The organism is Rhodococcus sp. WB1, from assembly GCF_001700945.1.
Lineage (GTDB): Bacteria > Actinomycetota > Actinomycetes > Mycobacteriales > Mycobacteriaceae > Rhodococcus > Rhodococcus aetherivorans.
The window spans coordinates 133,384-156,650 of record NZ_CP015529.1 but is presented as its reverse complement, the minus strand read 5'-3'; the positions used below and the strand labels follow the sequence as shown (position 1 = coordinate 156,650).

Sequence of the window (23,267 nt, the reverse complement as noted above, 5' to 3'; positions counted from 1 at the left end):
GGGGACGTGTCTCCTGCCACGAGTGGGCCGAGTAGGACGCTTATCTGCTCACGGGCGTGCACAATTGAGTGGCCGGCCCGTTCCGACCGGCCACCCGCACTACCCGACTCCACGCTCCATGGAAGGCCCGGAATGAGTTCGACGGAGATCAGCGCCGACCCCCACGCCGGCACACTGCGCAGCCCCCGCTTCTGGCTGGCGCCGGTCGTCGTGGTGACCGCCGTGATGGCGGCCCTGGCGGCCCTCTACATCGGCAGCATGATCAATCCGGCCGACAATCTGCACAAGTTCCCGGTCGCGATCGTGAACCAGGATGTCGGCGACGTGCTCCCCGGTTCGGATCAGCAGCGCAACCTCGGCGCCGAGATCACCGCCGCCATCGCCGACGGGGTCGATCCGGAAGAGATCGATCTGCAACAGGTCGGGATCTCCGCGGCGACCTCGGGACTCGATTCGGGCCGGCTCTACGGGGCGATCGTGATTCCGAGCGACTTCACCAAACGCACGTCGATTCTTGCGCAGGGCAGCGTGATCCCCGGCGACATCGAGAAGCCGATCATCACCGTCTACACCAACCCGCGCACCGGCACCTTCGGCAAGGGCATCGTCGAGTCGATCGCCGACCGCGCCCTGACCACCGTGAACACGACCGTCGGGGAGCAACTCACCACCACGGTCACCGATACCCTCGCCACCAGCGCCCCGGATCTGCAGTTGTCCGGCGGAAGCCGCTTGGTGCTGGCGGATCCGATCGACGTCCGCTTCGTCGAGCACAAGCCCCTGCCCGACGGCACCGGACTGGGCCTGTCCGCGTTCTACTACACGCTGCTGCTCATCCTCGCGGGCTTCACCGGCGCCACCATCGTCAACTCGCTCGTCGACAGCGCCCTCGGCTTCGTCCCCACCGAGTACGGGCCCTGGTACGTCGACCGGAAGACGGCGCACCTGTCGCGGTTCCGGGTCCTGCTCGTGAAGTGGGCGATCATGGTGATCCTGGCACTGATCGTCTCCGCGCTCTACCTCTGGATCGCCACCCTGCTCGGCATGCCCGTGACCCGCGCCCTGCTGCTGTGGGAGTACGGCGCCCTCGCGATCACCGCCGTGGGTGTCACCTCGATCTCGGTGATGGCCGTATTCGGTTCCGCCGGACTGCTGGTGAACCTGTTGATCTTCATCATCCTGGGCCTGCCGTCGTCGGGAGGCACCGTGCCACTCGAGGCCATGCCGCCGTTGTACTCGTGGCTGTCGACGTTCGAACCGATGCACCAGGTGTACATCGCGACCCGGGCCATCCTGTACTTCGACGGCAGCGGGCCGGCGGGTCTGACCCGGGGCGCCCTGATGACACTCCTCGGACTCGGCATCGGCCTCGTGCTGGGTGGGGTGGTGACCCGGATCTACGACGTGCGCGGATTCCACCGCCGCAGCGACGCGGAGCCTGTGTCCGCCGCAGCGTAACGACGCGAAAGACAGGACCCCGCTGCTCCTCGAGGGCAGAGCAGCGGGGTCCCAGGTCTCGAACGTAGCGTTCCGATTCCGCCCGGCCCAGCCGCGACGGGGTGAAACGGGGGATGAAACGGGTCCTCGACGGCGACGCCGGGCGGGCACATCGGGTGCCTGCAGGACGGTATCGGAGTACGCTCATTAATGAGTCCACTCATTTTGGGAGGCGCGGGATGGTTACCTCATCGGGAACTCCGGGTCGTCGAGACCGGAACATGCGTGACAAGCAGTCCCGCATCTTCGCCGCCGCCGCATCGTTGTTCGCCGAGAAGGGCTTCGCGGGAGTCACGACACAGCAGATCTCCGAACGTGCGGACGTCGCGGCTGGAACGTTGTTCCGCTACGCGACGTCCAAGGGCGAACTGCTGATGATGGTCTACAACCAGCAGTTCCGGTCGGCCCTGAGCGCCGGCGACCGCGAGTCACGATCGCGGCGCGACCCGGTGGACGCGGTGCAGGCCGTCGTCCGACCTATTCTCGAGGCCGCCGACAGCAACGTCGAGAACACGGTGAACTACCAACGTGAGCTGCTGTTCGGCTCCGCAAGCGAGAAATACCGTTCCGAGGGACTCGATCTCGTCGCCCGCTTCGAGGAGACGATCGCGCGTCGGCTCGTCGAGGCCGCGCGGAACCGCGGGCTGGACGAGAGACGAGCGGAGGACCAGGCCCGGCACGCCGGCCGGAGCATCTTCGCGATCCTGCACCTGATACTTGCGCGCGCATTCACCGGTGCGCATCCCGACGACGACCCCGAGGCCGACCTGCACGCCCAGATCGACCAGATCGTCACGGGTTTCTTCGCGGCACTCGACGACGACCGCCCGGCCCGCAGCGGGCCGGAACCGGGCGCGTCCTCCCCACAACGAAAGAAGGAAGCATGACCAGCCGGATCAGCAAGGTGACCGTCCTCGGGACCGGAGTCCTCGGCGCGCAGATCGCGTTCCAGTCCGCCTACAGCGGATTCGCCGTCACCGCCTACGACATCAGCGACGATGCCCTCGCCAACGCGCAGAAGCGCTTCGGCGAGCTCGCCGAGACGTACCAGCGTGAGGTTCCCGGTGCCGGCGACGGGAAGGCGGAGGCGGCCGCGACCGGCATCCGCCTGTCCTCCGACCTCGCAGACGCCGTCCGGGACGCCGACCTCGTCGTCGAGGCCGTGCCCGAGGTCCTCGACATCAAGCGGGACACCTACACGAAGCTGGGCGAGGTCGCACCCGCGGACACGATCTTCGCCACCAACTCCTCCACACTCCTGCCGAGCGACATGAAGGACTTCACCGGCCGTCCCGACAAGTTCCTCGCGCTGCACTTCGCCAACCAGGTGTGGAAGTTCAACACGGCCGAGATCATGGGCACCGACGACACCGACCCCGCGGTGTTCGACCAGGTCGTCGACTTCGCCGCGGCCATCGGCATGGTCCCGGTCCCGATCCACAAGGAGAAGGCCGGCTACGTCCTGAACTCGCTGCTGGTGCCGTTCCTCAACGCCGCCGGTGAGCTCGCCGCGGGCGGCTACGCCGACCCCGAGGACGTCGACAGGGTGTGGCGGATCGCCACCGGCGCACCCATGGGTCCCTTCCAGATCTACGACGTCATCGGACTCACCACGCCTTACAACATCCTGTCCCACGGCGACGAGAAGGACCGGACCATCGCCGCATGGTTGAAGGAGAACTACATCGACGCCGGCAAGCTCGGTGTGGCGACCGGCGAAGGGTTCTACCGCTACCCCAACGACAAGTAGCGGCAGATACCGCGAAGGGGCGACGCCTCACGTCCTACAGCAGCCCCGCAAGCCCACAGAGGTGGACGAGAGGACAGCATGGTTCGTCGGGGCCGGGCTCGCCTCCCTGTCCGAAACTGTTGCGTGAGAATCTGATCGCAAAGCTGGAGACGACGGAGATCGGCGACCTGCTCGAGGAGTCCGGCCTGCTTTCCGAGTAACCGTGCGGGTCCGGAGGCGACGGTGGACGGGACCGTCCGCCGGCGGTGTCGGCACGGCGGTGCAGACTGGACGGGTGCGCACCGTACTGGTTCCCGACACCGCCGGCGGGCAGTCGCCCGGCGGATGGACCGTTCCGGTCGGCGCCGACGGACGCCCGCTCGCCGCGGCCGAATACCACGACGACCTCGCGACGGCCGCGCGGACGCTCGAGGCGGCGGACCCGCCGCGGTGGATCTGGACCGGCACCGCGACCGTGTACCCCGCCCTGCTGCGCGCCGGGGTCCGGGTGCGCCGATGCCACGATCTGGCGTCCACACGCGCGATCCTGAACGTACGCGCCGGGATTCCCGCACCACCGGAGCAACAACCGGTCGACGAGCGCCCCGGGCTGTTCGACGTCGCCCCCACCGTCGACCCCGAGACCGTGCTCGCCGAGTTCGAGCGGCAGCGCACCGAACTCGCCGGCAATGCCCGGCTCGAACTGCTCGTCGCCGCCGAATCGGCGGGCACGCTGGCCGCCGCGGAGATGGGTTTCGACGGGTTGCCGTTCTCCGCCGACGCCCACCGCCGCGTGCTCGAGCGCACCCTCGGTCCGCGTCCCGCCGACGACGGGCTGCCGCCCCGGATCACCGAACTGAACGCACGGATCGGCGAGGTGTTCGGCCGTGCGCTGAATCCGGCCTCGCACACCGAAATTCTCGAGGCGTTCCGACGCGAAGGCATCGACCTGTCGTCCACCCGCAAATGGGTGCTGCGCGAACTCGACCATCCGGCGGTGCCGCTGCTCTTGCAGCACCGGGATCTGTCGAAGCTGCACAGCACCAACGGGTGGCAGTGGCTCGACACCTGGGTGCGCGGCGGGCGGTTCCATCCGGTCTATGTGCCCGGTGCCGTGGTGTCCGGGCGCTGGGCGAGCCGCGGCGGCGGGGCCCTGCAGATCCCGAAGGCGCTGCGGTCGAGCGTGATCGCCGAGCCCGGGCACGTCTTCGTGATCGCCGACGCCGGCCAGCTCGAACCGCGCATCCTGGCCGCGATGTCCGGCGACCCGCGGATGACGGCGGCGGCGGGCGGCGACGACCTGTACGCACCGGTGGCTGCGGCCGCGTTCGGCGGTGACCGGGCGAAGGCGAAGGTGGCCGTGCTCGGCGTGCTCTACGGTGCGACGGCCGGCGAGTCACGTGCGCTGCTCACCCTGCTGCGCAGGAGCTTTCCCGAGGCGGTGGAGTTCGTGGAACGCGCCGCACGTGCCGGCGAGCGCGGTGAGGTGGTGCATTCGTGGCTCGGCCGCGCGTGCCCGCCGCCGGGTGCCGACTTCTTCGCGCACGGCGACGCGCGGGCGCGGGGGCGGTTCACCCGCAACTTCGTCGTTCAGGCGACGGCCGCCGAATGGGCGCTGTGCGTGCTGGCCGATCTGCGCCTGCGCCTGGCCGCCGACGACACCGGCGAACTCGTCTTCTTCCAGCACGACGAGATCGTGGTGCACACCCGCACCCCGGAGGCCGCGACGGCGCACCTGTCCGCCGCGGTGGAGTCGGCGACCCGGCTGTTGTTCGGTGACACGAAAGTGCTTTTCCCCATGCATGTCTCGATACGGGAACGTTACGGCGAGGACGAGCCGTAGGCGGCGTGCGTCCACAGGTGGAACGCGGCGTAGGCCCGCCACGGACTCCACTGCCGGGCCCGGGCCGTCGCCTCGCGGGCAGAACCCACGCCGAGGGCCCTGCGCAGCACCAGATCTCCGGCGGGATACGCGTCACGGTCCCCGAGGACGCGGACGGCGAGGTAGTCCACGGTCCACGGCCCGATGCCGGGCAGTGCCGCCAGATCGGTACGGAACCGCACCGGTTCGGCCGGATCGAGCCCGTCGGCCGCGGCGCGAGCGAGCGCCAGCACGGTCCGCACCCGTGCCCGGGTGAGCCCCACCGCCCCCTGCACCTCGTCGGCATCCGCGGCGGCGAGCCGCTCCGGGGTCGGAAAGCAGCGCATAGCACCGGATCCCGGATCGCCGTAGCGGGCGACGAGCCGGCCGGCGAACGTGGCGGCGGCGGCGACGCTGACCTGCTGGCCCAGCACGGTCTGCACGGCGGTGTCGAACCAGTCCGTCGTCCCGAGCACGCGCAGTCCCGGCCGGGCCGCCACCATCGGGGCCAGCTGCGGATCGGCGCCGAGCGCCGCGTCGATCACGGCAGGCTCGGCGTCGAGGTCCAGCCACCGCCGGACCAACTGCTCGACCTCGGGCAGGTCGCGGCGGTCCGCGTCGATCCGGACGGGCACGTGCTCGGCTTCCGGCCGGGGCCGGATCGCGACCACCGCCGGGCCGTGCCGGACCCGCACCGACCGCACGTGCGTGCCGGTGGCCGCGTCGTGTCGTTCGAGACCGGCGACGGTGTGGCTGCGCAGGGCCGCCAGCATCGGGGCGGTGGCCAGCGGCGGGGTCACCGTCAACCGCAGGGCGACGCTCACGCCGCGGCCTCGAGCCGCAACAGCATGCGTTTGGCGTCCACGCCGCCCACGTACCTGCCGAGGTCTCCGTCGCTGCGCACCACCCGGTGGCACGGCAGGACGACGGGTAACGGATTCCGCGCGCACGCCGTACCCACCGCCCGGACGGCACGCGGGCTGCCGGCCACGGCCGCCACCTCGGCGTAGCTGGCGGTACGGCCGTAGCCGATGCGCGGCAGGTGCGTGATGACCTCGCGGCGGAAGCCCCGGGCCAGGCGCAGGTCGAGCGGCAGGTCGAACGCGGTGCGGGCGCCGCGGAAGTACTCGTCGAGCTGGCGGGCGGCGTCGTCGAGCCGGGCGGGCGCGGCGAGGATGCGCGGGCTGATGTCGGCGGCGAGCCGGGCGAGGACCGCCTCGTGATCCTCGGCGGCGTAGGCGACGCGCACGAGGCCGGCGGGGGTGGCGGCGAGCAGCAGCGGTCCCACGGGGGTGTCGACGATCCGGTAGGCGACGTCGAGCAGGTCGGCGGCCTCGGCGTCGAGGATCAGCCGCGCGTGCAGGCGCGTCAGGTCGGCAGCATCGACAGGCGACGATTCGAGCGTCATGACGGTTCCTCCGTCGGGTAGCGGCGGCGCAGCGCGGCCCGGCCGTCGGCGGCGGCGCGGCGCGCGGCGTCGGTGGAGTTGCCGAGGATCGCGGCGATCTCGGCGTAGGGCAGGCCGACGACGTGGTGGTAGACGACGGCGGCGCGCTGAGTGAACGGCAGCGCGGCCACCGCCGACCACAGGTCGTCGTCGGGCTCGGGCATCCCGGAGGCGAGGGGGTGTTCCGGCAGGGCGGCGACGGGCACCGGGGTCCGCGCCCGGGCACGGTGGACGTCGACGGCCTTGCGGTGCGCGATCGTGACGAGCCACGCCTCGACGTTGCTGCCCGGACGCAGCGCCGGGTAGGCGCGCAGCGCGGCGAGGAACGTCTCGGACCACGCGTCGTCGGCGTCGACCGGACCGAGCAGCGCGCGGCACACTCGCAGGACGGTGGCGCCGTGCTCGGCGACGACCCGCTCGAACGGCGGCAGCGGGTCAGGGGACGGCATGGGTCACCTGCGCCTCCCGGTCGAGCAGGTAGCGCTTGCGGGCGAGACCCCCGGCATATCCGGTGAGGCTGCCGTCGCGGCCGATCACGCGGTGACACGGCACGACGATGCTGACGGGGTTGCGGCCGTTCGCGGCGGCGACCGCCCGCACGGCCGTGGGGTGCCCGACGGCGGCGGCCAGGTCCGTGTAGGTGCACACCGTGCCGTATGCGACGGTCCGCAGCGCCTGCCAGACGCGGAGCTGGAAGGCGGTGCCGTGCAGTGCCAGGGGCACGGTGAACTCGGTGCGGTGCCCGGCGAAGTACTCGGCGAGCTGCTCGGTGACCTCCTCGAAACCGGTCGCCGCGACGTCTCCGAAGGTGCGCGGGCCGGGCCGGTGCCGGTGTTCGGCGAGGTACAGGCCACTGAGTGCTCCGTCCGTCCGCACCAGGGTCAGCGGTCCGATCGGTGAGTCGACGACCGTGTGGGTTCGCGTCGCGTTCACGGGGTTGATCCTTCCATCCGGCGTATACGAGGTAGACGCATCGGCGGAGAGAATTGTGAGAAACCAGCGATCGGAGATGCAGTTCACCCGGGCGGGGATGGAATATCGGGGACGGGGGCGGTGTTGAAGAGTTCGGATCGGCACGCTCCGTGTCCCCCGGGCTCAGTTGTTTTGCCTTTGCAGAGTTCCGTCCGGCTGGAGCTGCATTGCGCCTGTCGCCGTGAGGCGACCGGACGTGCCGGTCCTTTTTCTTTCTTCCCGTCTCGGCGGGCGTGGCCCCGTCCCGGGGCCGGGCGAACCCGCGGTCGCGGCGTCGAGCCTCCCGGTCGACGCCGATATAGTCGTCATCACTCGTCGCGTGGCTTATCGATTCGGGACAGGAAGCGGCAGTTGAAGCCTCTCGCACGCTATGCCTCACTGAACAACTACGTCGAGCTCGCCCACTCGCTGGGCTTGAATCCCGCCTCTCTCGCCAGGAGCGCGGGCCTGGACCCGGCCAGCCTGAGCCTGCAGGACCGCTGGGTGCCGGCGGCGGCGATCGCCGAGTTGCTCGAACGCTCCGCCGCCGAGTCCGGCCGGGACGACTTCGGCCTCGCCCTCGCCGAGCGCCGGCGATTCTCCAACCTCGGCCCGCTGAGCCTGGTCATCCGGGAGGAACCGGACGTCCGCAGCGCCCTGAAGGTCCTCATGCGCCACGAGCACATGTACAACGAAGCCCTGCGCATCCGCCTGAACGAGCACGGCGGTGTCGCAACCCTCCGACTCACCCTCGACCTGGGGCAGCCGGGGATCTTCCGCCAATCTGTCGAACTCGCCGTCGGAGTTCTGCACCGGTTGCTGCAAGGCTTTCTCGGGCCGGCCTGGCAGCCCGTCACCGTGTCGTTCTCCCATCCGGCTCCGCGCAGCATGCGCACTCCCCTCCGACTCTTCGGACCCGTCGTCGAATTCGAGCAGGACTTCGACGGAATCACCCTCTATGCCAAAGATCTCGACGCCCCCAATACGATGTCCGATCCGCTGTTGCGGCCCTACACCCAACAACTCCTGGACTCGATGCACGCCACACGCGAGGCGACGACGCTCAATCGTGTCCGCGAACTGATCGAACTCCTGCTTCCCACCGGTCGTTGCTCGATCGAGCAGGTCGCTCGCAGCCTGGGGGTGGACCGCAGGACGGTGCACCGCAGACTCGCCGAGGAAGGCCACACCTTCTCGTCGCTCCTGGATTCGGTCCGCGCCGAACTGGCCGGGCACATGGTCGGCAACCGGCGCTACTCCCTGACCGAAGTCTCCGACCTGCTCGGATTCTCCTCGCCCAGCAGCTTCTCGCGCTGGTTCCGGAAGCGCTTCGGGTGCACCCCCAGCCGGTGGCGCGCCGGAGAATCGTCGTCGGATCAGCACCGGGTGCGTCATATCGAATCGATATGACGTGATGCGGAAACACGGTCTATCCGCCCGACCCGGGAGCCGTCAGGCTGGGCACCATGGCCGTATCCCCCACCACGCCCGCACCGCCGGTCTCGGTTCGCCTGCGCACGCCCGTCCCCGGACTCGTTCTCTGCGGCGCGGGTGCCGCGGCTGCGCTCGCTGCGTCGGCACTCGTCGACGGCCTCAGCCCCCTGCTGATCGCGATTCTCGCCGGTGCACTGCTGGCCAACACCACGAGGTTGCCGACCGTCACCGAACCGGGCATCACCGTGGCTTCCCGGCGGTTGCTCCGCGTCGGAGTCGCGCTCCTGGGACTTCAGCTCCTGGTCACCGACGTCCTGGACCTCGGCTGGGGCGTGCTCGGCATCGTCGTCGCCGTCGTGTCCTGCGGCATCGCCGGAACCATGGCACTGGGCCGGATCCTCGGTCTCGGCTGGACGCAGCGACTGCTCATCGCGTGCGGATTCTCGATCTGTGGAGCGGCCGCCGTCGCAGCCGCGGACGGGGTCGTCGAGGCCCGGAAGCAGGAGGTGGTCACCGCCGTCGCACTGGTGGTCGTCTTCGGCACTGCGATGATCCCCGGCCTCCCGCTCGCGGCGTCCGCGCTCGGGCTCGACCACACTCGGGCAGGCGTGTGGGCCGGCGCCGCGATCCACGAGGTGGCGCAGGTCGTGGCCGCCGGCGGGGCCATCGACGCCCACGGTGCCGGTGCGGCCGGAGCGACCGCTCTCACGGTGGCGGTGACGGTCAAACTCGCCCGGGTCGCGCTGCTCGCGCCCGTGATCGCCTGGATCGGCGTGGCCTCGCGCCGCGTCACCGCCACGCAGGCCGACACGCGGCGCCCACCGCTGGTGCCGCTGTTCCTGCTCGGCTTCCTCGGCTGCGTGGCCCTGCGCGCCACCGGTCTGCTCCCTGATCAGGTCCTCGGGTCGGCTCGACTCGCGCAGACCGCGCTGCTCACCGCCGCCATGTTCGCGCTCGGGACCGGCGTACGCATCGACGTCCTCCGAGGCGTGGGCTGGCGGCCCTTCGCCCTCGCCGCCGCATCCACGGCATGGGTCTCGGCCCTCGCACTCACGGGAATCCTGCTGTTCGGATGAGCGAACCCGTCCGGTGACCGGCACCGAGCAGGGTCGCAGGAACGAGGGCAGGAGGCACCCCGCCGCTCCGCGAAATCGGCACAGCTCCTCGAAATCGGCACAGCGCCGACCGTCCTGCCGCGAAACGCGGCCAATCGGGCGGGGTGGGGAGGAGAATCCCACCCATGCACGCCATCGACGGAACACGCGAGCGCGACGTCCGGCGATACCCCCTCGATTCATACGCATCGTCCGCACCCCCGGTGCAGGACTCGAGAACTCGACGTCGGACCGGAAAGGCCCCGGGCCGGTCCCGGGTTTGATCGCATCGGATTCCTGGTGGCAGGAGATACAGCTGTGGGATCGAAATCCGCATCTTCGAAATCGAAGAAGAAGGGCACGGCGTACAGGGACGCGAAGCACGGGCCGCAGCCTCGTGCCGATACCGGCGAATTGCACGCGCCGACTGTCGAGTTCACCCCACCGATGAAGAACAAAGAGTACCGGCGTCTGCTCAGACCGCTCCACGCCGAACTCGTCGCGGTGCAGGAATGGGTGAAGGCGTCGGGCGCGAAGATCTGCGTCGTGTTCGAGGGGCGCGACACCGCCGGGAAGGGTGGGGTCATCAAGGCGATCACCGAGCGGGTGAGCCCGCGGGTGTTCCGCGTGGTCGCGTTGCCCGCACCGACCGAGCGGGAGAAGACGCAGATGTATGTGCAGCGGTATCTGCCGCATCTGCCCGCCGGTGGAGAGGTCGTGATCTTCGACCGCAGCTGGTACAACCGCGCCGGCGTCGAACGGGTGATGGGCTTCTGCACCGAGGAGGACTCGCGCCACTTCCTCCAGCTCGTTCCGGCGGTCGAACGCGCAATCGTGGAGTCGGGTGTAATCCTGCTGAAGTACTGGCTCGAGGTGAGCGAGGAGCAACAGGCCGCACGTTTGCAGAGCCGGATCGACGATCCGCGCAAGATCTGGAAGCTGTCGGACCTCGATCTGCAGTCGTACAGCCGGTGGTACGACTACTCACGGGCGCGGGACGAGATGTTCCGGTTCACCGACACCGGCTGGGCACCGTGGTACGTCGCCGACAACGACGACAAGAAGCGCGGACGGCTCAACATCATCAGCCATCTGCTGAGCAAGATCCCCTACGAGCCCCTGGAAGTTCACGACATCACCCTCCCGGCGCGGCAGAAGCCCGACGGTTACCGGGTGACGACACCACCGCTGCACTGGATCCCCACTCCCTACTGACATCCGCGCCGGGAAGGACCTGTCAGCCATGGCCTCGACAGAACGCACGCCGAAACGGTCGGACATCCCCGCTACGGGGCAAACGCACACGACGTGGCACGCCCAGAGGGCCGACGTCGTGGTGTCCGCACTGGCCACCGACACGCAGACCGGACTGACGAGCGACGAGGCGGGCGAGCGTCGACGACGCTACGGGTCCAACAGCATCGTCTCCGAACCCGCACCGTCGGCACGGGCGCTCGCGCTGCTCCAGCTGAAGGACCTGATGAACCTGATGCTGGTCGCGGTGGCGGTCGTCAGCGTCGTCATCGGGGAGATCCCCACGGCGATCGTCGTTGCCGTACTCGTCGGACTCAACGTGGTCCTGGGCACCCGGCAGGAGTTGAAGGCCCGCGCCAGCGTCGACGCACTGGCGAAGATGCAGACCCCGCAGGCGCGGGTGACCCGTGACGGGACACTGGTTCAGCTCGCCGCCACCGACCTGGTGCCGGGCGATGTCGTGCAGCTCGAGGCGGGCGACATCGTCCCCGCGGACGGCCGACTGCTCACCTCGGCCACCCTCGAGACGCAGGAGGCGGCACTGACGGGCGAAAGCGCCCCCGTCCCGAAGGATCCCCAGACCCTCGGCGCCGCCGACGTCCCCCTCGGCGATCGCAGCAACATGGTCTTCCAGAACACCTCGGTCACGCGCGGCACCGCCACCATGGTGGTCACCGAAACCGGCATGCACACCCAGATGGGCCGCATCGCCTCGATGCTCTCGGCCGTCACGCCGAGCAAGTCGCCGCTGCAACGCGAACTGAATTCGCTCACCAAGGTGCTCGGCATCATCGCGTGGACCGCGGTCGCCCTCATCGTCGTCCTCGGAGTGATCCGCGGACAGAGCGTGACCACGGTCTTGCTGCTGGGCATCTCCATGGGCGTCTCCGCGATCCCGACCGGCCTGCCGACGTTCGTCCAGGCCATGCTCGCCTACGGCGCCCGCCAGCTGGCCGAGGCGAAGGCCGTCGTGAAGAACCTCACCGACGTCGAGACCCTCGGCGCCACCAGCGCGATCAACTCCGACAAGACCGGCACGCTGACCATGAACCAGATGACCGTGCGATCACTGTACTTCCATTGCCGCTGGTACAGCGTCGACGGTGAGGGATACAGCAAGTCGGGGCGCGTCACCCACGTCGCGGGCGAGTCGGCCCCCGACTTCACCCTGCTCGCCTACGGGCTGTGCCTCGACAGCGACGCCACCGTCTCCGACTCCGGACAGGTGGTCGGCGATCCCACCGAGGCCGCCCTGGTGGTGCTCGCAGCGAAGGTCGGCGTCGACGCTCCCCAGACCCGGCGGACGTATCCCCGCGTCGCCGCCGTGCCGTTCGACTCCGCGTACAAGTTCATGGCGACGTTCCACCATCTACCGGTCGACGGCACCACCCGATTCGTGGAACTGGTCAAGGGCGGACCGGACGTCGTTCTCGCGCGGTGCACGAACGCCTTCCGTCCCGGCCGGCAGGCGGTACCGATCGGCGACGTCCGGCAGGAACTGATCGCGGCGAACCAGGCCATGTCCGAGAAGGGCCTGCGCGTCCTGGCGTTCGCAGCACGCGTGCTCGACGGGCAGGAGCAGGCTGTGCAAGCCGACCCCATGTCGTTCGTCGAGGACCTCACGTTCGTCGGTATGGTCGGCATCATCGACCCACTCCGGCCGGAGGCAATCGATGCCGTGCGCACCGCCCACGAGGCCGGCATCGAAGTCCGAATGATCACCGGAGACCACGCGATCACCGCATCCGCCATCGCCGCCGAACTCGGCCTCGGACCGGGCGCGATCGGTGGCACCGAACTGCAGGCCATGACCGACGAGGAACTGTCGGCTGCCCTGCCCGACCTGCACGTGTTCGGTCGCGTCACCCCGCAGGACAAACTCCGCCTCGCCGACGTCATGCAGAAGACCGGCGCGGTCGTGGCGATGACCGGCGACGCCGTCAACGACGCCGCCGCGCTGAAGAAGGCCGACATCGGTGTCGCCATGGGATCGGGCAGCGAAGTCACCAAACAGGCCGGCAAGATGGTCCTCACCGACGACAACTTCGGGACCCTGATCAGCGCGATCCGCCTTGGCCGCAACATCTACGACAAGATCGTCTCCTACATCCGCTACCAGATGTCGAAACTGTTCTCACTGGTTCTGCTGTTCCTCGTCGCGAGCATCTTCGACATCAACGACGGCGTCGCACTCACCCCGCTGATGGTGCTGTTCCAGCACTTCTTCATCACTCTGTTCCCGGTCGCCGTCATCATGCTCGACCCGCCGGCGCCCGACCTGATGAACAAAGCGCCCCGCGATCCGAAGCTGCCCATCGCCAACCGGAGGGCGTTCACGCAGTGGCTGGCCTACGGCATCCTGCAGTTCGCCGTTACCCTCGCCGCGATGCTCCTCGCCCCGGGCGAGATGAGCACCACCGAAGCGAACGTCCCCATGACGACAGCATTCGTGGTGCTGTCGTTCGGATCCGTTCTCGCCGGACTCGTCATGCGCCGCGATCCGGAATCCGGCCTGGAGGCCCCGATACTCGGGGCGCTGAAGATCCTGTCGATTCCCGTCGTGGTCACCGTATTCGCCGTCGAAATCGGCTTCCTCCAAGAACTTCTGATGACCACGTCGCTGACCGGAGGCCAGTGGCTCGCCTGCCTCGGCTGGGCACTGATCGTCCCGATCGTCGTCGAAGCGGAGAAGGCGCTGCGCCGCCGTCGATCGGGACCGCCGGCACTGCTTCCGCCCGAGGCCGCGGTCGGCCCGCAACGAGCCGGTACGCACTGACGTCGACTCCGGCGGGCACGAGCCGGTTCGGTAGTCCACACCGGTGGGGCTGTCGGCCTGCTGCGCCGTCCCCTGGAACCGGCCCGGGACGCGCTGATTCCTCACCGGATTCGCGGCCCACGTCGACCTGATCCGATCGATGAGGCCGGATGTGGTGAGCCGCCCGGACCGGGAGCCTTCCCCAGTGCACAGGGCATGTCCCCAAATGAACAGAATTACGTCCCTCAGGGATAAGCATTCGGGCATGCACTCCACTACTGTTAGGTCCATCACACAGAGCCGGTTGGGGAGAGGGAACGTCGGCCACGGCCGCGACATCGCCCACCTCCTCCCGCCGGAACACCGACCGCAGTCGAGCACGGCAACGTGCCCTCGACAGCCCGGATCCCGTACAGCGGGAAGCAATTACATCCCGAGAAACATCAAGACGCCGAGCCTGCCCGGTGGAACGGGCCGGCAGGCGCGACAAGGAGAAGACTGTGGCAAAAGCCGTCCGCTTCTACGAAACCGGTGGCCCCGAGGTCATGCGGTGGGAAGCCGTCGAGGTCGGAGACCCCGGCCCGGGCGAGGTCCGGATCCGGCATGAGGCCGTGGGTCTCAACTTCGCCGACACGTACTTCCGCACCGGCCTGTACCCCGCCCCCCTGCCGGCCGGCATGGGTGTCGAAGCCGCCGGCGTGGTCGAGGCCGTCGGACCGGACGTGGCGCACGTGCGGGAAGGCGATCGGGTGACCTACACCGGCAGCCCGCTCGGCGCCTACAGCACCGAGCGCGTGATGCCCGCCGAACACCTGATCCCCTTGCCCGATGCCATCGGGTTCGACACCGCCGCGGCGATGACCATGCGCGGCTTGACCACCGCCTATCTGCTGCGCCGCATCCACCCGCTGAAGGCCGGGGACACCGTGCTGCTGCACGCGGCGGCGGGAGGCGTGGGCCTGATCTTCACTCAGTGGGCGAAGTTGTTGGGAATCAACGTGATCGGGACGGTCTCGAGCGAGGAGAAGGCCGAGACAGCGCGCGCCCACGGGTGCGATCACGTCGTGATCTACACGCAGGAGGACGTCGCGAAGCGAGTGCGGGAACTGACGGACGGCGCCGGCGTTCCCGTGGTGTACGACAGCATCGGCAAGACGACGTACCCGACCTCCCTCGATTCGCTGGCGCGCCGCGGTCTGCTGGTCTGCTTCGGTACCGCCTCCGGGCCCATTCCCCCGATCGACGCAATGCAGCTCGCGGTCAAGGGATCGTTGTTCGTGACCCGTCCGGCGCTCGCGGACTACATCGCCGACCCGGCCGAGCGCGCCGAACTCGCCGGAGAGCTGTTCTCCCACGTCGCCACCGGGAAGATCGCGATCGAGATCAACCAGCGGTATGCACTCGAAGACGCGGTCCGCGCCCACCACGATCTCGAAGCCGGTCGCAGCATCGGCTCGTCGGTCTTCACCCTCTGACCCCGGCCGGGCGGGATGTTGCTCCGGACGCCACCGCCATCCCACCACCCACGAAGGATCTGTCATGACTACCACCACCCGGCTGTCGGAGACGACCACGGCCACCACGCGGGAGTTCCGCGTCGAACCGCTCACCTGCACCATCGGCGCCGAGCTGTTCGACGTCGACCTCGGGGAGGTTTCGCGTGACCATGCGCTGTTCGAGCAGCTGCACGCGCTCCTGCTCGAACACAAGGTGCTCTTCTTCCGCGACCAGGACATCACTCGCGCCGAGCATGTGGCGCTGGCCGAACGGTTCGGTCCGCTCGAGGATCACCCGATGGTCGGCAGCGACCCCGACAACCCTGGCCTGGTGCGGATCTACAAGGACGTCGACAGCCCGCCCGAGCACTACGAGAACGCCTACCACTGCGACGCCACATGGCGGCAGAACCCGCCCATGGGGTGCGTGCTGCGGTGCGTGGAGACGCCGCCGGTCGGTGGCGATACCGTCTGGGTGAACATGGCCGAGGCGTACCGGCGGCTGCCCGCGCCGGTGAAGGAACAGGTCGCCGGACTGCGGGCCCGGCACAGCATCGAGGCGAGCTTCGGTGCCGCCCTGCCGATGGAACAGCGCCATCAGCTGCATGCGCGGTACCCGGACGCGGAGCACCCGGTGGTGCGCACCCACCCCGAGACCGGCGAGAAGATCCTGTTCGTCAACGCCTTTGCCACGCACCTGGTCAACTACCACACCCCCGACAATGTCCGGTTCGGGATCGACTACGCCCCCGGCGCCGGCAATCTGCTGCAGTACCTGATCAGCCAGGCCGCGATCCCCGAGTACCAGGTGCGCTGGCGGTGGACGAAGAACAGCATCGCCATCTGGGACAACCGTTCCACCCAACACTATGCGGTGCAGGACTATTGGCCCGCCGTACGCAAGATGGAACGCGCCGGGATCATCGGCGACCGCCCCTTCTGACTTCCTCTTCCTTCCTCATCGACTCTGAAACGGAGACCACAGATGCACTTCCTCGACGATTCCCTGTTCCCCGAGAACCAGGAGAAACTGGTCATCACCGCCGCGCCGTACGGCCCGGAATGGGAACTCGACGACTTCCGCGAGGACCTGCCGTTGACCATGGACGAGCACGTCCAGCAGGCGGTGGACTGCTACGACGCCGGCGCGACCGTCCTGCACATCCACGTGCGTGAACTCGACGGCAAGGGCTCCAAGCGGCTGTCGAAGTTCAACGAGCTGCTCGGCCGGTTGCGTGAGGCCGTGCCCGACATGATCCTGCAGGTCGGTGGGTCGATCTCGTTCGCCCCCGAGGGGGAGGGCGCCGACGCCAAGTGGCTCTCGGACGACGCCCGCCACATGCTGGCCGAGCTCGATCCAGCCCCGGATCAGGTCACCATCGCCATCAACACCAGCCAGATGAACATCGTGGAGTTGATGACCCCCGACGACATCCGCGGTACCTCCTTCGAGCGTCCCGAGGTGTGGGAGGCGTACCGTGAGATGGTCGTCCCGGCCGGCCCGGAATGGGTCGAAGAGCACCTGAAGCGCTTGCAGGCCAAGGGTATCCAGCCGCACTTCCAGCTCTCGAGTATCCCGCAGCTCGAAACCGTCGAACGGCTGATCCGCCGTGGCGTCTACACCGGCCCGCTGATGGTGACCTGGGTCGGTATCGGCGGTGGGTTCGACGGCCCCAACCCCTACAACATGATGGAGTTCATCCGCCGCACCCCCGACGGCGCGGTGCTGACCCTCGAGACCCTGATGCGGTCGGTACTGCCGATCAACACCATGGCAATCGCGATGGGCCTGCACTGCCGGGTCGGCAACGAGGACACCCTGTGGACGCCGACCAAGGAGAAGATGACCTCGGTCCAGCAGATCGAACAGCTCGTGCGCATCGCCGGTGAACTCGGCCGGCAGGTGGCCACCGGCAAGGAGGCCCGCGAGATCTACAAGCTCGACGAGCGCTACGCCGACGCCGACGAGACCCTCGCCAAGGTCGGCTTCGCACCCAACCGCAAGCCCGGCCAGCGCGGCTTCACCCAGCACGCCTGAGCCAGGCACACCGGACACCTCCCCGGAGGGGCACGCACACAGCACCGTGCGTGCCCCGGCCGTGGGTGCCACCTCTCCCGTGGCGGTGCCACGGGAGAGGCCCACGACGTCTCGTTCTGTCCTCCTCGCGGTCGTTCCTCCGCATTCACCGCCACCCTCGCCCACAGGAGTTCCCATGGGACTGCCCACCTCCCCCGTGGAGAATCCGACCGGCACACCGGCCGCCGGTCCCCGCCCCCACACGCGCTCACGGACGTACCCGTGGATCGTCTTCGCCCTGACCTTCGGGCTGCTGCTCTCGGACTACATGTCCCGACAGGTCCTCAGCGCCGTCTTCCCGTTCCTGAAAAGCGAATGGGCCCTGTCTGATTCACAGCTCGCTTCCCTCACCAGCATCGTCGCCCTCATGGTCGGCCTGCTCACCCTGCCGTTGTCGCTGCTCGCGGACCGGTGGGGCCGGGTCAAGAGCCTCGTGCTCATGGCCGTGTTGTGGAGCGCGGCCACCCTGCTCTGTGCGGTCGCCTCCAACTTCGAGCAGATGCTCGGTGCCAGATTCCTCGTCGGCGTCGGCGAAGCCGCCTACGGCAGCGTGGGCATCGCGGTGGTGCTGAGTGTATTCGCCCCGCGGGTGCACGCCTCACTCAGCGGCGCCTTCATGGCCGGCGGATCGTTCGGGTCGGTGATCGGCGTCGCCCTCGGCGGAGTGATCGCCGTGCACCTGAGCTGGCGATGGTCGTTCGCGGCCATGGCGGTCTTCGGCCTGATCCTGGTTGCGCTGTTCCGGACGCTCGTCACCGAACGCAGGCTCGCCGAGAACGCCGCCGACGAACACCCGAGGCAGACCGCAACCCCACCCGACGGCTTTCGCGCCCCGGTGTCGAGCCTGTTCACCAATCCGGCAGTGCTGTTCGCCTACATCGGTGGCGGACTGCAGATATTCACCGCCGCAGTGCTGCTGTCGTGGACTCCGAGCTACTTCAACCGGTACTACGGCCTCGCCCCGGACAAGGCCGGAGCCGCCGCCTCGATCGTCGTACTTCTCGTCGGCAGTGGCATGGTCGTCTGCGGCATCATCACCGACCGCCTCGGCCGCCACGACATCACCCGCAAGTGGACCGCTGCCGTCGTCTTCTGCATCATCGCGCTGGTGTGCCTGCTTACCGCCTTCCGGCTCGAGGCCGGCCCCGCCCAGCTTGTGCTCATCGGAATCGGTGCCTTCTTCTCCGCCGGCTCCTCGGGTCCAACCGCAGCGATGGTCGCGAACCTGACCCACACGTCGGTGCGCGCGTCCGCGATGGGCACGCTCACCGTCGCCAACAACCTGCTCGGTCTCGCCCTCGGCCCGTTCGTCGTCGGCATCCTCGCCGATCGGCTCGGCTTGCGAGAGGCGCTGCAGCTGTCGCCCCTGGTCTACCTCGCTGCCATCGCCGCGCTGCTGGCCGGCAAGCGCCTCCATCCTGCGGGACTGCGCAAACTCCTCGCACTGAGCACTCCCGTCGCCCGCTGAGGCAGACACTCCTGCTTCCCCGTCACTTCGAACAAGCTCCTGGAGCCGATCTTGAACAGCCCCACCTCTCCGACCGTGGTGATAGTGCCGGGTCTGCGAGACCACGTCGCGGACCACTGGCAGACCCTGCTCGCCGAACGCCTCGACGACGCGCGCACCGTGCCCCCGCTCGAGCACGACAAGCTCGACCGTGCCGCCCGCGTCGCCGCTCTCGACACCGTCCTGAACGACATCTCCGGCCCGGTCGTGCTCGTCGCCCACAGCGCCGGAGTCATGACCACAGTCCACTGGGCCCAGAACCCCACCCGGCCGATCCAGGGCGCCCTCCTGGCGACCCCGGCGGACCTGGAGTTGCCGCTGCCCGCCGGCTACCCCTCCGGCGAAGACCTCGACCGTGGCGGCTGGAACCCCATCCCTCGCCGGAGGCTGCCGTTCCCGAGTGTCGTCGCAGCAAGCCGCAACGATCCACTCGCCTGCTACCGCCGTGTGACCGGCATGGCCGAGCTGTGGGGCAGCCGGCTGGTCGACCTCGGCAACGTCGGGCACCTGAATCCCGCCGCCGGCTACGGATATTGGCCGCGCGCCGAGGAGCTGCTGCAGGAACTGATCGAGCACACCGCAGCATCCGCCGCAGCGCGGTGCTGATTCCGGGGCGGGCCACGACTCGAGGTCGCCGGCCCGCCCCTCACGCCAGCCACACGCCCCCTGCATCGCGCGTCCTGCGCCAGTACGGAGAAAGAAATTGAGCAAGATCTACACAACTGCGGCCGAGGCCGTCGCCGACATCCCGTCCGGTGCCTCGCTCGCGGTCGGAGGTTTCGGCCTGTCAGGCATCCCGGACGAGCTGATCGCGGCGCTCGCGGAGGGGAAGGGCACCGATTTCGAGGTGTTCTCCAACAACTGCGGCGTCGACGGGCACGGACTGGGAATCCTGCTCGGCGACAAGCGGATCCGCCGCGTCACCGCCTCCTATGTGGGGGAGAACAAGGAGTTCGCCCGTCAGTACCTCTCCGGTGAACTCGAGGTGGAGCTGACCCCGCAGGGCACCCTGGCGGAGAAGATGCGTGCCGGCGGCGCCGGCATCCCGGCGTTCTTCACTCCCGCCGGGGTCGGCACCCCCGTCTCGCAGGGCGGGCTGCCGTGGCGCTACCACGCGGACGGATCCGTCGCACTCGCGTCGCCGCCGAAGGAGATCCGCGAGTTCCGCGGCAGGCGGTACGTGCTCGAAGAATCGATCACCGCGGACTTCGCCCTGGTCCATGCGCTGCGCGGCGACACCGAGGGCAACCTGGTGTTCAACAAGGCCGCGATGAACTTCAACCCGCTGGCCGCGATGGCCGGGAAGATCTGCATCGCCCAGGTCGAACAGCTCGTCGAACCCGGCGAGATCGACCCGGACCAGGTGCACCTTCCGGGAATCTTCGTCGACCGCATCGTGCACACCGGAATGCAGGACAAGCAGATCGAGAAGCGCACCGTGCGCGCCGCCAAGGAGGCCCGAGCATGACCGCAGTGATCGACACCCTCGGCTGGTCACGTACCGAGATGGCGGCCCGCGCCGCGCAGGAACTCACGCCGGGGCAGTACGTCAATCTCGGCATCGGGCTGCCGACGCTGATTCCGAACTTCCTGCCCGAGGGCGTGCGGGTCACGCTGCATTCGGAGAACGGGATCCTGGGGACGGGCCCCTACCCGACCGAGGACGCCGTCGATCCGGACCTGATCAACGCCGGCAAGGAAACGATCACCGTCCACCCCGGTGCGGCGTTCTTCGACTCGGCCATCTCGTTCGGGATGATCCGCGGCGGGCACATCGACACCGCGGTGCTCGGTGGGATGCAGGTCTCCGCCACCGGGGATCTGGCGAACTGGATGGTGCCGGGCAAGATGGTCAAGGGCATGGGCGGGGCGATGGACCTCGTCCACGGCGCCCGCACGGTCATCGTGCTGATGGAGCACACCGACAAGACCGGCGCATCGAAGATTGTCGAGCGGTGCACCCTGCCGCTCACCGGGGAGGCCGTGGTGCAGCGGATCATCACCGACCTCGCCGTCCTCGACGTCACCGACACCGGACTGGTGCTGGTCGAGTGCGCACCCGGCGTCACCGCCGAGCAGGTCCGCGCCGCCACCGACGCACCCCTGGGCTGACTCCACCGTCTCCCTCGTCACAACGACAGGACACACTCTCGTGCTCAATCTCTCCGTACTACTGGAAGACTCCGTCCGTCGCTACCCCGATCGCGTCGCACTGGTCTTCGGCACGGAACGCCTCACCTACGCCCACCTCGACGCCCTGGCCAACCAGGTGGCGAACCTGCTCGCCGCCCGGGGCATCGGCCCCGGCGACAAGGTCGCGCTCTCGTGCCCGAACATCCCGCAGTTCCCCGCCGTCTACTACGGGATCCTCAAGGCCGGCGCGATCGTCGTGCCGTTGAACATCCTGCTCAAGCCGCGCGAGATCACCTACCATCTCGACGATTCCGGTGCCGCCCTCTACTTCTGCTTCGAGGGCACCGACGACCTGCCCATGGGCGAATACGGCCGTGCCGGATTCGACAACGCCGCCGGATGCCGCGAGATGATTCTCCTCACCGCGGACCCGGACACGTCGTCGCCGATCCCCGGCGTCGGCACCCTCGCCCGGGCCGTCGAGACCCGTCCGGACACATTCGACACCGTCGTTCGCGAGCCCGGCGATACCGCGGTGATCCTCTACACCAGCGGCACCACCGGCCGGCCGAAGGGCGCGGAACTGACGCACGCGAACATGCTGCTCAATGCCCTGACCGCCAACCGGTTGTTCGACAGCACCCCGCTGCGCCCGGACACCTACCTGCTCACCCTGCCACTGTTCCATTCCTTCGGCCAGACCGTGACGATGAATGCCGGCCTGTCGGTCGGCGCCACCCTCGTGCTCCTGCCGCGGTTCGACGCGAAGGCGGCGCTCGAGCTCATGGTCGGCGAGGACATCACCGTCTTCGCCGGGGTGCCGACCATGTACTGGGCTCTGCTCGGCGCGGTCGACGACACCGTCGACGTCGACCGCATCTCCCGCTCCCTGCGGCGCGCGATCTCCGGTGGCGCCGCGCTGCCCGTGGAGATCCACGCCCAGTTCGAACGCCGCTTCGGCGTGCGGATTCTCGAGGGCTACGGTCTGTCCGAAACCTCGCCGCTGGCGGTCTTCAGCGACCCCGAACGCGACCCCCGCCCCGGCTCGATCGGTGTTCCGGTCTGGGGCATCGAGGCCAAGCTCGTCGACGAGCATTGGAACCCCGTTCTCGGCGACGACCAGGTCGGGGAGCTCGCACTCCGCGGCCACAACGTGATGAAGGGCTACCTCGGCCGGCCCGACGCCACCGCCGAGGTGATGCGCGACGGCTGGTTCCGCACAGGCGATCTCGCACGGCGCGACGAGGACGGCTTCTACTACATCGTCGACCGGGCCAAGGATCTCATCGTCCGCGGCGGATTCAACGTCTACCCCCGAGAGATCGAGGAAGTACTGATGACGCACGCCGCGGTCTCGCTCGCAGCCGTCGTGGGCGTCCCGGACGAACGGCACGGCGAAGAAGTCAAGGCATTCGTCATCCTCGAACCGGGTGCACGGATCACCGAGACGGAGCTGATCGACTGGTGCAAGGACCAGATGGCCGGCTACAAGTACCCCCGGTCCGTCGAATTCACCACGGCCCTGCCCATGACCGCCACCGGAAAGATCCTCAAGCGCGAGCTGGTCTCGGCCGTCGTCGACCAGGTTCGCGGCCGATGACCGCCCACACGCCCCGTGCGGCTCCTTCCATCGTCGACCGCATGAAGGCGGAGGGCACCTGGAACCCGCTGTGGGACGGGATCGAGGAACTCGATCCCGAATGGACCGAGCATTACCTGACGGCGACGATGCAGCCGTACCAGAGCGGCGTGCTCTCACCGCAGGTCGTCCAGTTGCTGTGCATCGCCGTCGATGCCTCCTGCACCCACATGTACGCTCCCGGGCTGCGGCGACACATACGAGCCGCACTCGATCTGGGCGTCACCGCCCGCGAGATCGTCGAAGTCCTGAAGCTCGCGACCACCATCGGCATCCACTCGCTGAACATCGGCGTGCCCCTCCTCCTCGAGGAACTGTCCTCCCAGGGTCGGGTGCCCGAATCGGACCGTGCCGGGCACGCCTGACACAACGCCGCTCCCGCACTCCCCGGGC

General features: G+C 68.8%; 21 protein-coding genes. 17 read left to right on the top strand and 4 right to left on the bottom strand.

Going from position 1 to position 23,267, the window contains the following annotated elements:
- The first annotated feature begins 132 nt into the window (after positions 1-132).
- The 4 genes from A4U64_RS00760 to A4U64_RS00745 all read left to right on the top strand — a co-directional run bounded on the left by A4U64_RS00760 (position 133) and on the right by A4U64_RS00745 (position 5,069).
- Positions 133-1,458: a YhgE/Pip domain-containing protein gene (locus A4U64_RS00760; RefSeq protein ID WP_065921992.1), complete on the top strand. Its 1,326-nt coding sequence runs from the start codon at positions 133-135 to the stop codon at positions 1,456-1,458.
- A gap of 260 nt (positions 1,459-1,718) precedes the next feature.
- Positions 1,719-2,384: a TetR/AcrR family transcriptional regulator gene (locus A4U64_RS00755; protein ID WP_065921991.1), complete on the top strand. Its 666-nt coding sequence runs from the start codon at positions 1,719-1,721 to the stop codon at positions 2,382-2,384.
- Positions 2,381-3,247: a 3-hydroxyacyl-CoA dehydrogenase gene (locus A4U64_RS00750; RefSeq protein ID WP_065921990.1), complete on the top strand. Its 867-nt coding sequence runs from the start codon at positions 2,381-2,383 to the stop codon at positions 3,245-3,247. The genes A4U64_RS00755 and A4U64_RS00750 overlap by 4 nt, the downstream gene beginning before the upstream one ends.
- 274 nt (positions 3,248-3,521) lie before the next feature.
- Positions 3,522-5,069 (top strand): bifunctional 3'-5' exonuclease/DNA polymerase, encoded by a 1,548-nt coding sequence (locus A4U64_RS00745; protein ID WP_065921989.1) that lies wholly within the window; start codon positions 3,522-3,524, stop codon positions 5,067-5,069.
- Here the strand turns inward: A4U64_RS00745 and A4U64_RS00740 are convergent.
- Genes A4U64_RS00740 through A4U64_RS00725 form a run of 4 tightly spaced genes read right to left on the bottom strand, consistent with a single transcriptional unit; the run spans position 5,048 to position 7,467 of the window.
- Complete coding sequence (locus A4U64_RS00740) at positions 5,048-5,911, bottom strand: DNA-3-methyladenine glycosylase family protein (RefSeq protein WP_084648576.1); 864 nt, start codon at positions 5,909-5,911, stop codon at positions 5,048-5,050. The two genes, A4U64_RS00745 and A4U64_RS00740, sit on opposite strands and share 22 nt — an antisense overlap.
- A complete protein-coding gene (locus A4U64_RS00735) occupies positions 5,908-6,495 on the bottom strand; it encodes a methylated-DNA--[protein]-cysteine S-methyltransferase (protein ID WP_065921988.1) in 588 nt (195 codons plus the stop codon). The genes A4U64_RS00740 and A4U64_RS00735 overlap by 4 nt, the downstream gene beginning before the upstream one ends.
- Positions 6,492-6,983: an RNA polymerase sigma factor gene (locus tag A4U64_RS00730; RefSeq protein WP_065921987.1), complete on the bottom strand. Its 492-nt coding sequence runs from the start codon at positions 6,981-6,983 to the stop codon at positions 6,492-6,494. The genes A4U64_RS00735 and A4U64_RS00730 overlap by 4 nt, the downstream gene beginning before the upstream one ends.
- Positions 6,970-7,467, bottom strand: a complete 498-nt coding sequence (locus tag A4U64_RS00725; protein ID WP_065921986.1) for a methylated-DNA--[protein]-cysteine S-methyltransferase — start codon at positions 7,465-7,467, stop codon at positions 6,970-6,972. Before A4U64_RS00725 ends, A4U64_RS00730 begins: the two co-directional genes overlap by 14 nt.
- Positions 7,468-7,857: 390 nt before the next feature.
- Here A4U64_RS00725 and A4U64_RS00720 point away from each other — a divergent pair, with 390 nt between their 5' ends.
- The 13 genes from A4U64_RS00720 (at position 7,858) to A4U64_RS00660 (ending at position 23,239) form a co-directional block, all read left to right on the top strand.
- Complete coding sequence (locus tag A4U64_RS00720; RefSeq protein WP_065921985.1) at positions 7,858-8,895, top strand: AraC family transcriptional regulator; 1,038 nt, start codon at positions 7,858-7,860, stop codon at positions 8,893-8,895.
- A 56-nt stretch (positions 8,896-8,951) separates the two neighbouring features.
- A complete protein-coding gene (locus tag A4U64_RS00715) occupies positions 8,952-9,995 on the top strand; it encodes a YeiH family protein (protein ID WP_065921984.1) in 1,044 nt (347 codons plus the stop codon).
- Between the two features lie 432 nt (positions 9,996-10,427).
- Positions 10,428-11,228: a polyphosphate kinase 2 gene (gene ppk2 / locus A4U64_RS00710; protein WP_084648575.1), complete on the top strand. Its 801-nt coding sequence runs from the start codon at positions 10,428-10,430 to the stop codon at positions 11,226-11,228.
- Between the two features lie 28 nt (positions 11,229-11,256).
- Entirely contained in the window at positions 11,257-14,043 is a 2,787-nt protein-coding gene (locus A4U64_RS00705; protein WP_065921982.1) for a cation-translocating P-type ATPase, read from the top strand.
- A 479-nt stretch (positions 14,044-14,522) separates the two neighbouring features.
- The gene (locus tag A4U64_RS00700; protein ID WP_065923373.1) at positions 14,523-15,497 is read left to right on the top strand and encodes a quinone oxidoreductase family protein; all 975 of its coding nucleotides are present in this window, start codon (positions 14,523-14,525) and stop codon (positions 15,495-15,497) included.
- A 64-nt stretch (positions 15,498-15,561) separates the two neighbouring features.
- Complete coding sequence (locus A4U64_RS00695) at positions 15,562-16,461, top strand: TauD/TfdA dioxygenase family protein (RefSeq protein ID WP_065921981.1); 900 nt, start codon at positions 15,562-15,564, stop codon at positions 16,459-16,461.
- A 42-nt stretch (positions 16,462-16,503) separates the two neighbouring features.
- Positions 16,504-17,556, top strand: a complete 1,053-nt coding sequence (locus A4U64_RS00690; protein WP_006939913.1) for a 3-keto-5-aminohexanoate cleavage protein — start codon at positions 16,504-16,506, stop codon at positions 17,554-17,556.
- Between the two features lie 175 nt (positions 17,557-17,731).
- The gene (locus A4U64_RS00685) at positions 17,732-19,063 is read left to right on the top strand and encodes an MFS transporter (RefSeq protein WP_006939914.1); all 1,332 of its coding nucleotides are present in this window, start codon (positions 17,732-17,734) and stop codon (positions 19,061-19,063) included.
- 51 nt (positions 19,064-19,114) lie between these two features.
- Entirely contained in the window at positions 19,115-19,708 is a 594-nt protein-coding gene (locus tag A4U64_RS00680) for an RBBP9/YdeN family alpha/beta hydrolase (RefSeq protein WP_029546440.1), read from the top strand.
- A 97-nt stretch (positions 19,709-19,805) separates the two neighbouring features.
- A complete protein-coding gene (locus A4U64_RS00675; protein WP_006939916.1) occupies positions 19,806-20,570 on the top strand; it encodes a CoA transferase subunit A in 765 nt (254 codons plus the stop codon).
- Positions 20,567-21,214, top strand: a complete 648-nt coding sequence (locus A4U64_RS00670; RefSeq protein WP_065921980.1) for a CoA transferase subunit B — start codon at positions 20,567-20,569, stop codon at positions 21,212-21,214. The genes A4U64_RS00675 and A4U64_RS00670 overlap by 4 nt, the downstream gene beginning before the upstream one ends.
- A 40-nt stretch (positions 21,215-21,254) precedes the next feature.
- Complete coding sequence (locus A4U64_RS00665; RefSeq protein WP_065921979.1) at positions 21,255-22,835, top strand: long-chain-fatty-acid--CoA ligase; 1,581 nt, start codon at positions 21,255-21,257, stop codon at positions 22,833-22,835.
- A complete protein-coding gene (locus A4U64_RS00660) occupies positions 22,832-23,239 on the top strand; it encodes a carboxymuconolactone decarboxylase family protein (RefSeq protein ID WP_065921978.1) in 408 nt (135 codons plus the stop codon). The genes A4U64_RS00665 and A4U64_RS00660 overlap by 4 nt, the downstream gene beginning before the upstream one ends.
- Positions 23,240-23,267 lie beyond the last annotated feature (28 nt).

Bases quoted from the DNA above. Each gene is read 5' to 3' on its own strand.
- A4U64_RS00760 (WP_065921992.1), top strand. From the start codon at position 133: ATGAGTTCGACGGAGATCAGCGCCGACCCCCACGCCGGCACACTGCGC.
- A4U64_RS00755 (WP_065921991.1), top strand. From the start codon at position 1,719: ATGCGTGACAAGCAGTCCCGCATCTTCGCCGCCGCCGCATCGTTGTTC.
- A4U64_RS00750 (WP_065921990.1), top strand. From the start codon at position 2,381: ATGACCAGCCGGATCAGCAAGGTGACCGTCCTCGGGACCGGAGTCCTC.
- A4U64_RS00735 (WP_065921988.1), bottom strand. From the start codon at position 6,495: ATGACGCTCGAATCGTCGCCTGTCGATGCTGCCGACCTGACGCGCCTG.
- A4U64_RS00730 (WP_065921987.1), bottom strand. From the start codon at position 6,983: ATGCCGTCCCCTGACCCGCTGCCGCCGTTCGAGCGGGTCGTCGCCGAG.
- A4U64_RS00715 (WP_065921984.1), top strand. From the start codon at position 8,952: ATGGCCGTATCCCCCACCACGCCCGCACCGCCGGTCTCGGTTCGCCTG.
- A4U64_RS00705 (WP_065921982.1), top strand. From the start codon at position 11,257: ATGGCCTCGACAGAACGCACGCCGAAACGGTCGGACATCCCCGCTACG.
- A4U64_RS00695 (WP_065921981.1), top strand. From the start codon at position 15,562: ATGACTACCACCACCCGGCTGTCGGAGACGACCACGGCCACCACGCGG.
- A4U64_RS00690 (WP_006939913.1), top strand. From the start codon at position 16,504: ATGCACTTCCTCGACGATTCCCTGTTCCCCGAGAACCAGGAGAAACTG.
- A4U64_RS00685 (WP_006939914.1), top strand. From the start codon at position 17,732: ATGGGACTGCCCACCTCCCCCGTGGAGAATCCGACCGGCACACCGGCC.
- A4U64_RS00670 (WP_065921980.1), top strand. From the start codon at position 20,567: ATGACCGCAGTGATCGACACCCTCGGCTGGTCACGTACCGAGATGGCG.
- A4U64_RS00660 (WP_065921978.1), top strand. From the start codon at position 22,832: ATGACCGCCCACACGCCCCGTGCGGCTCCTTCCATCGTCGACCGCATG.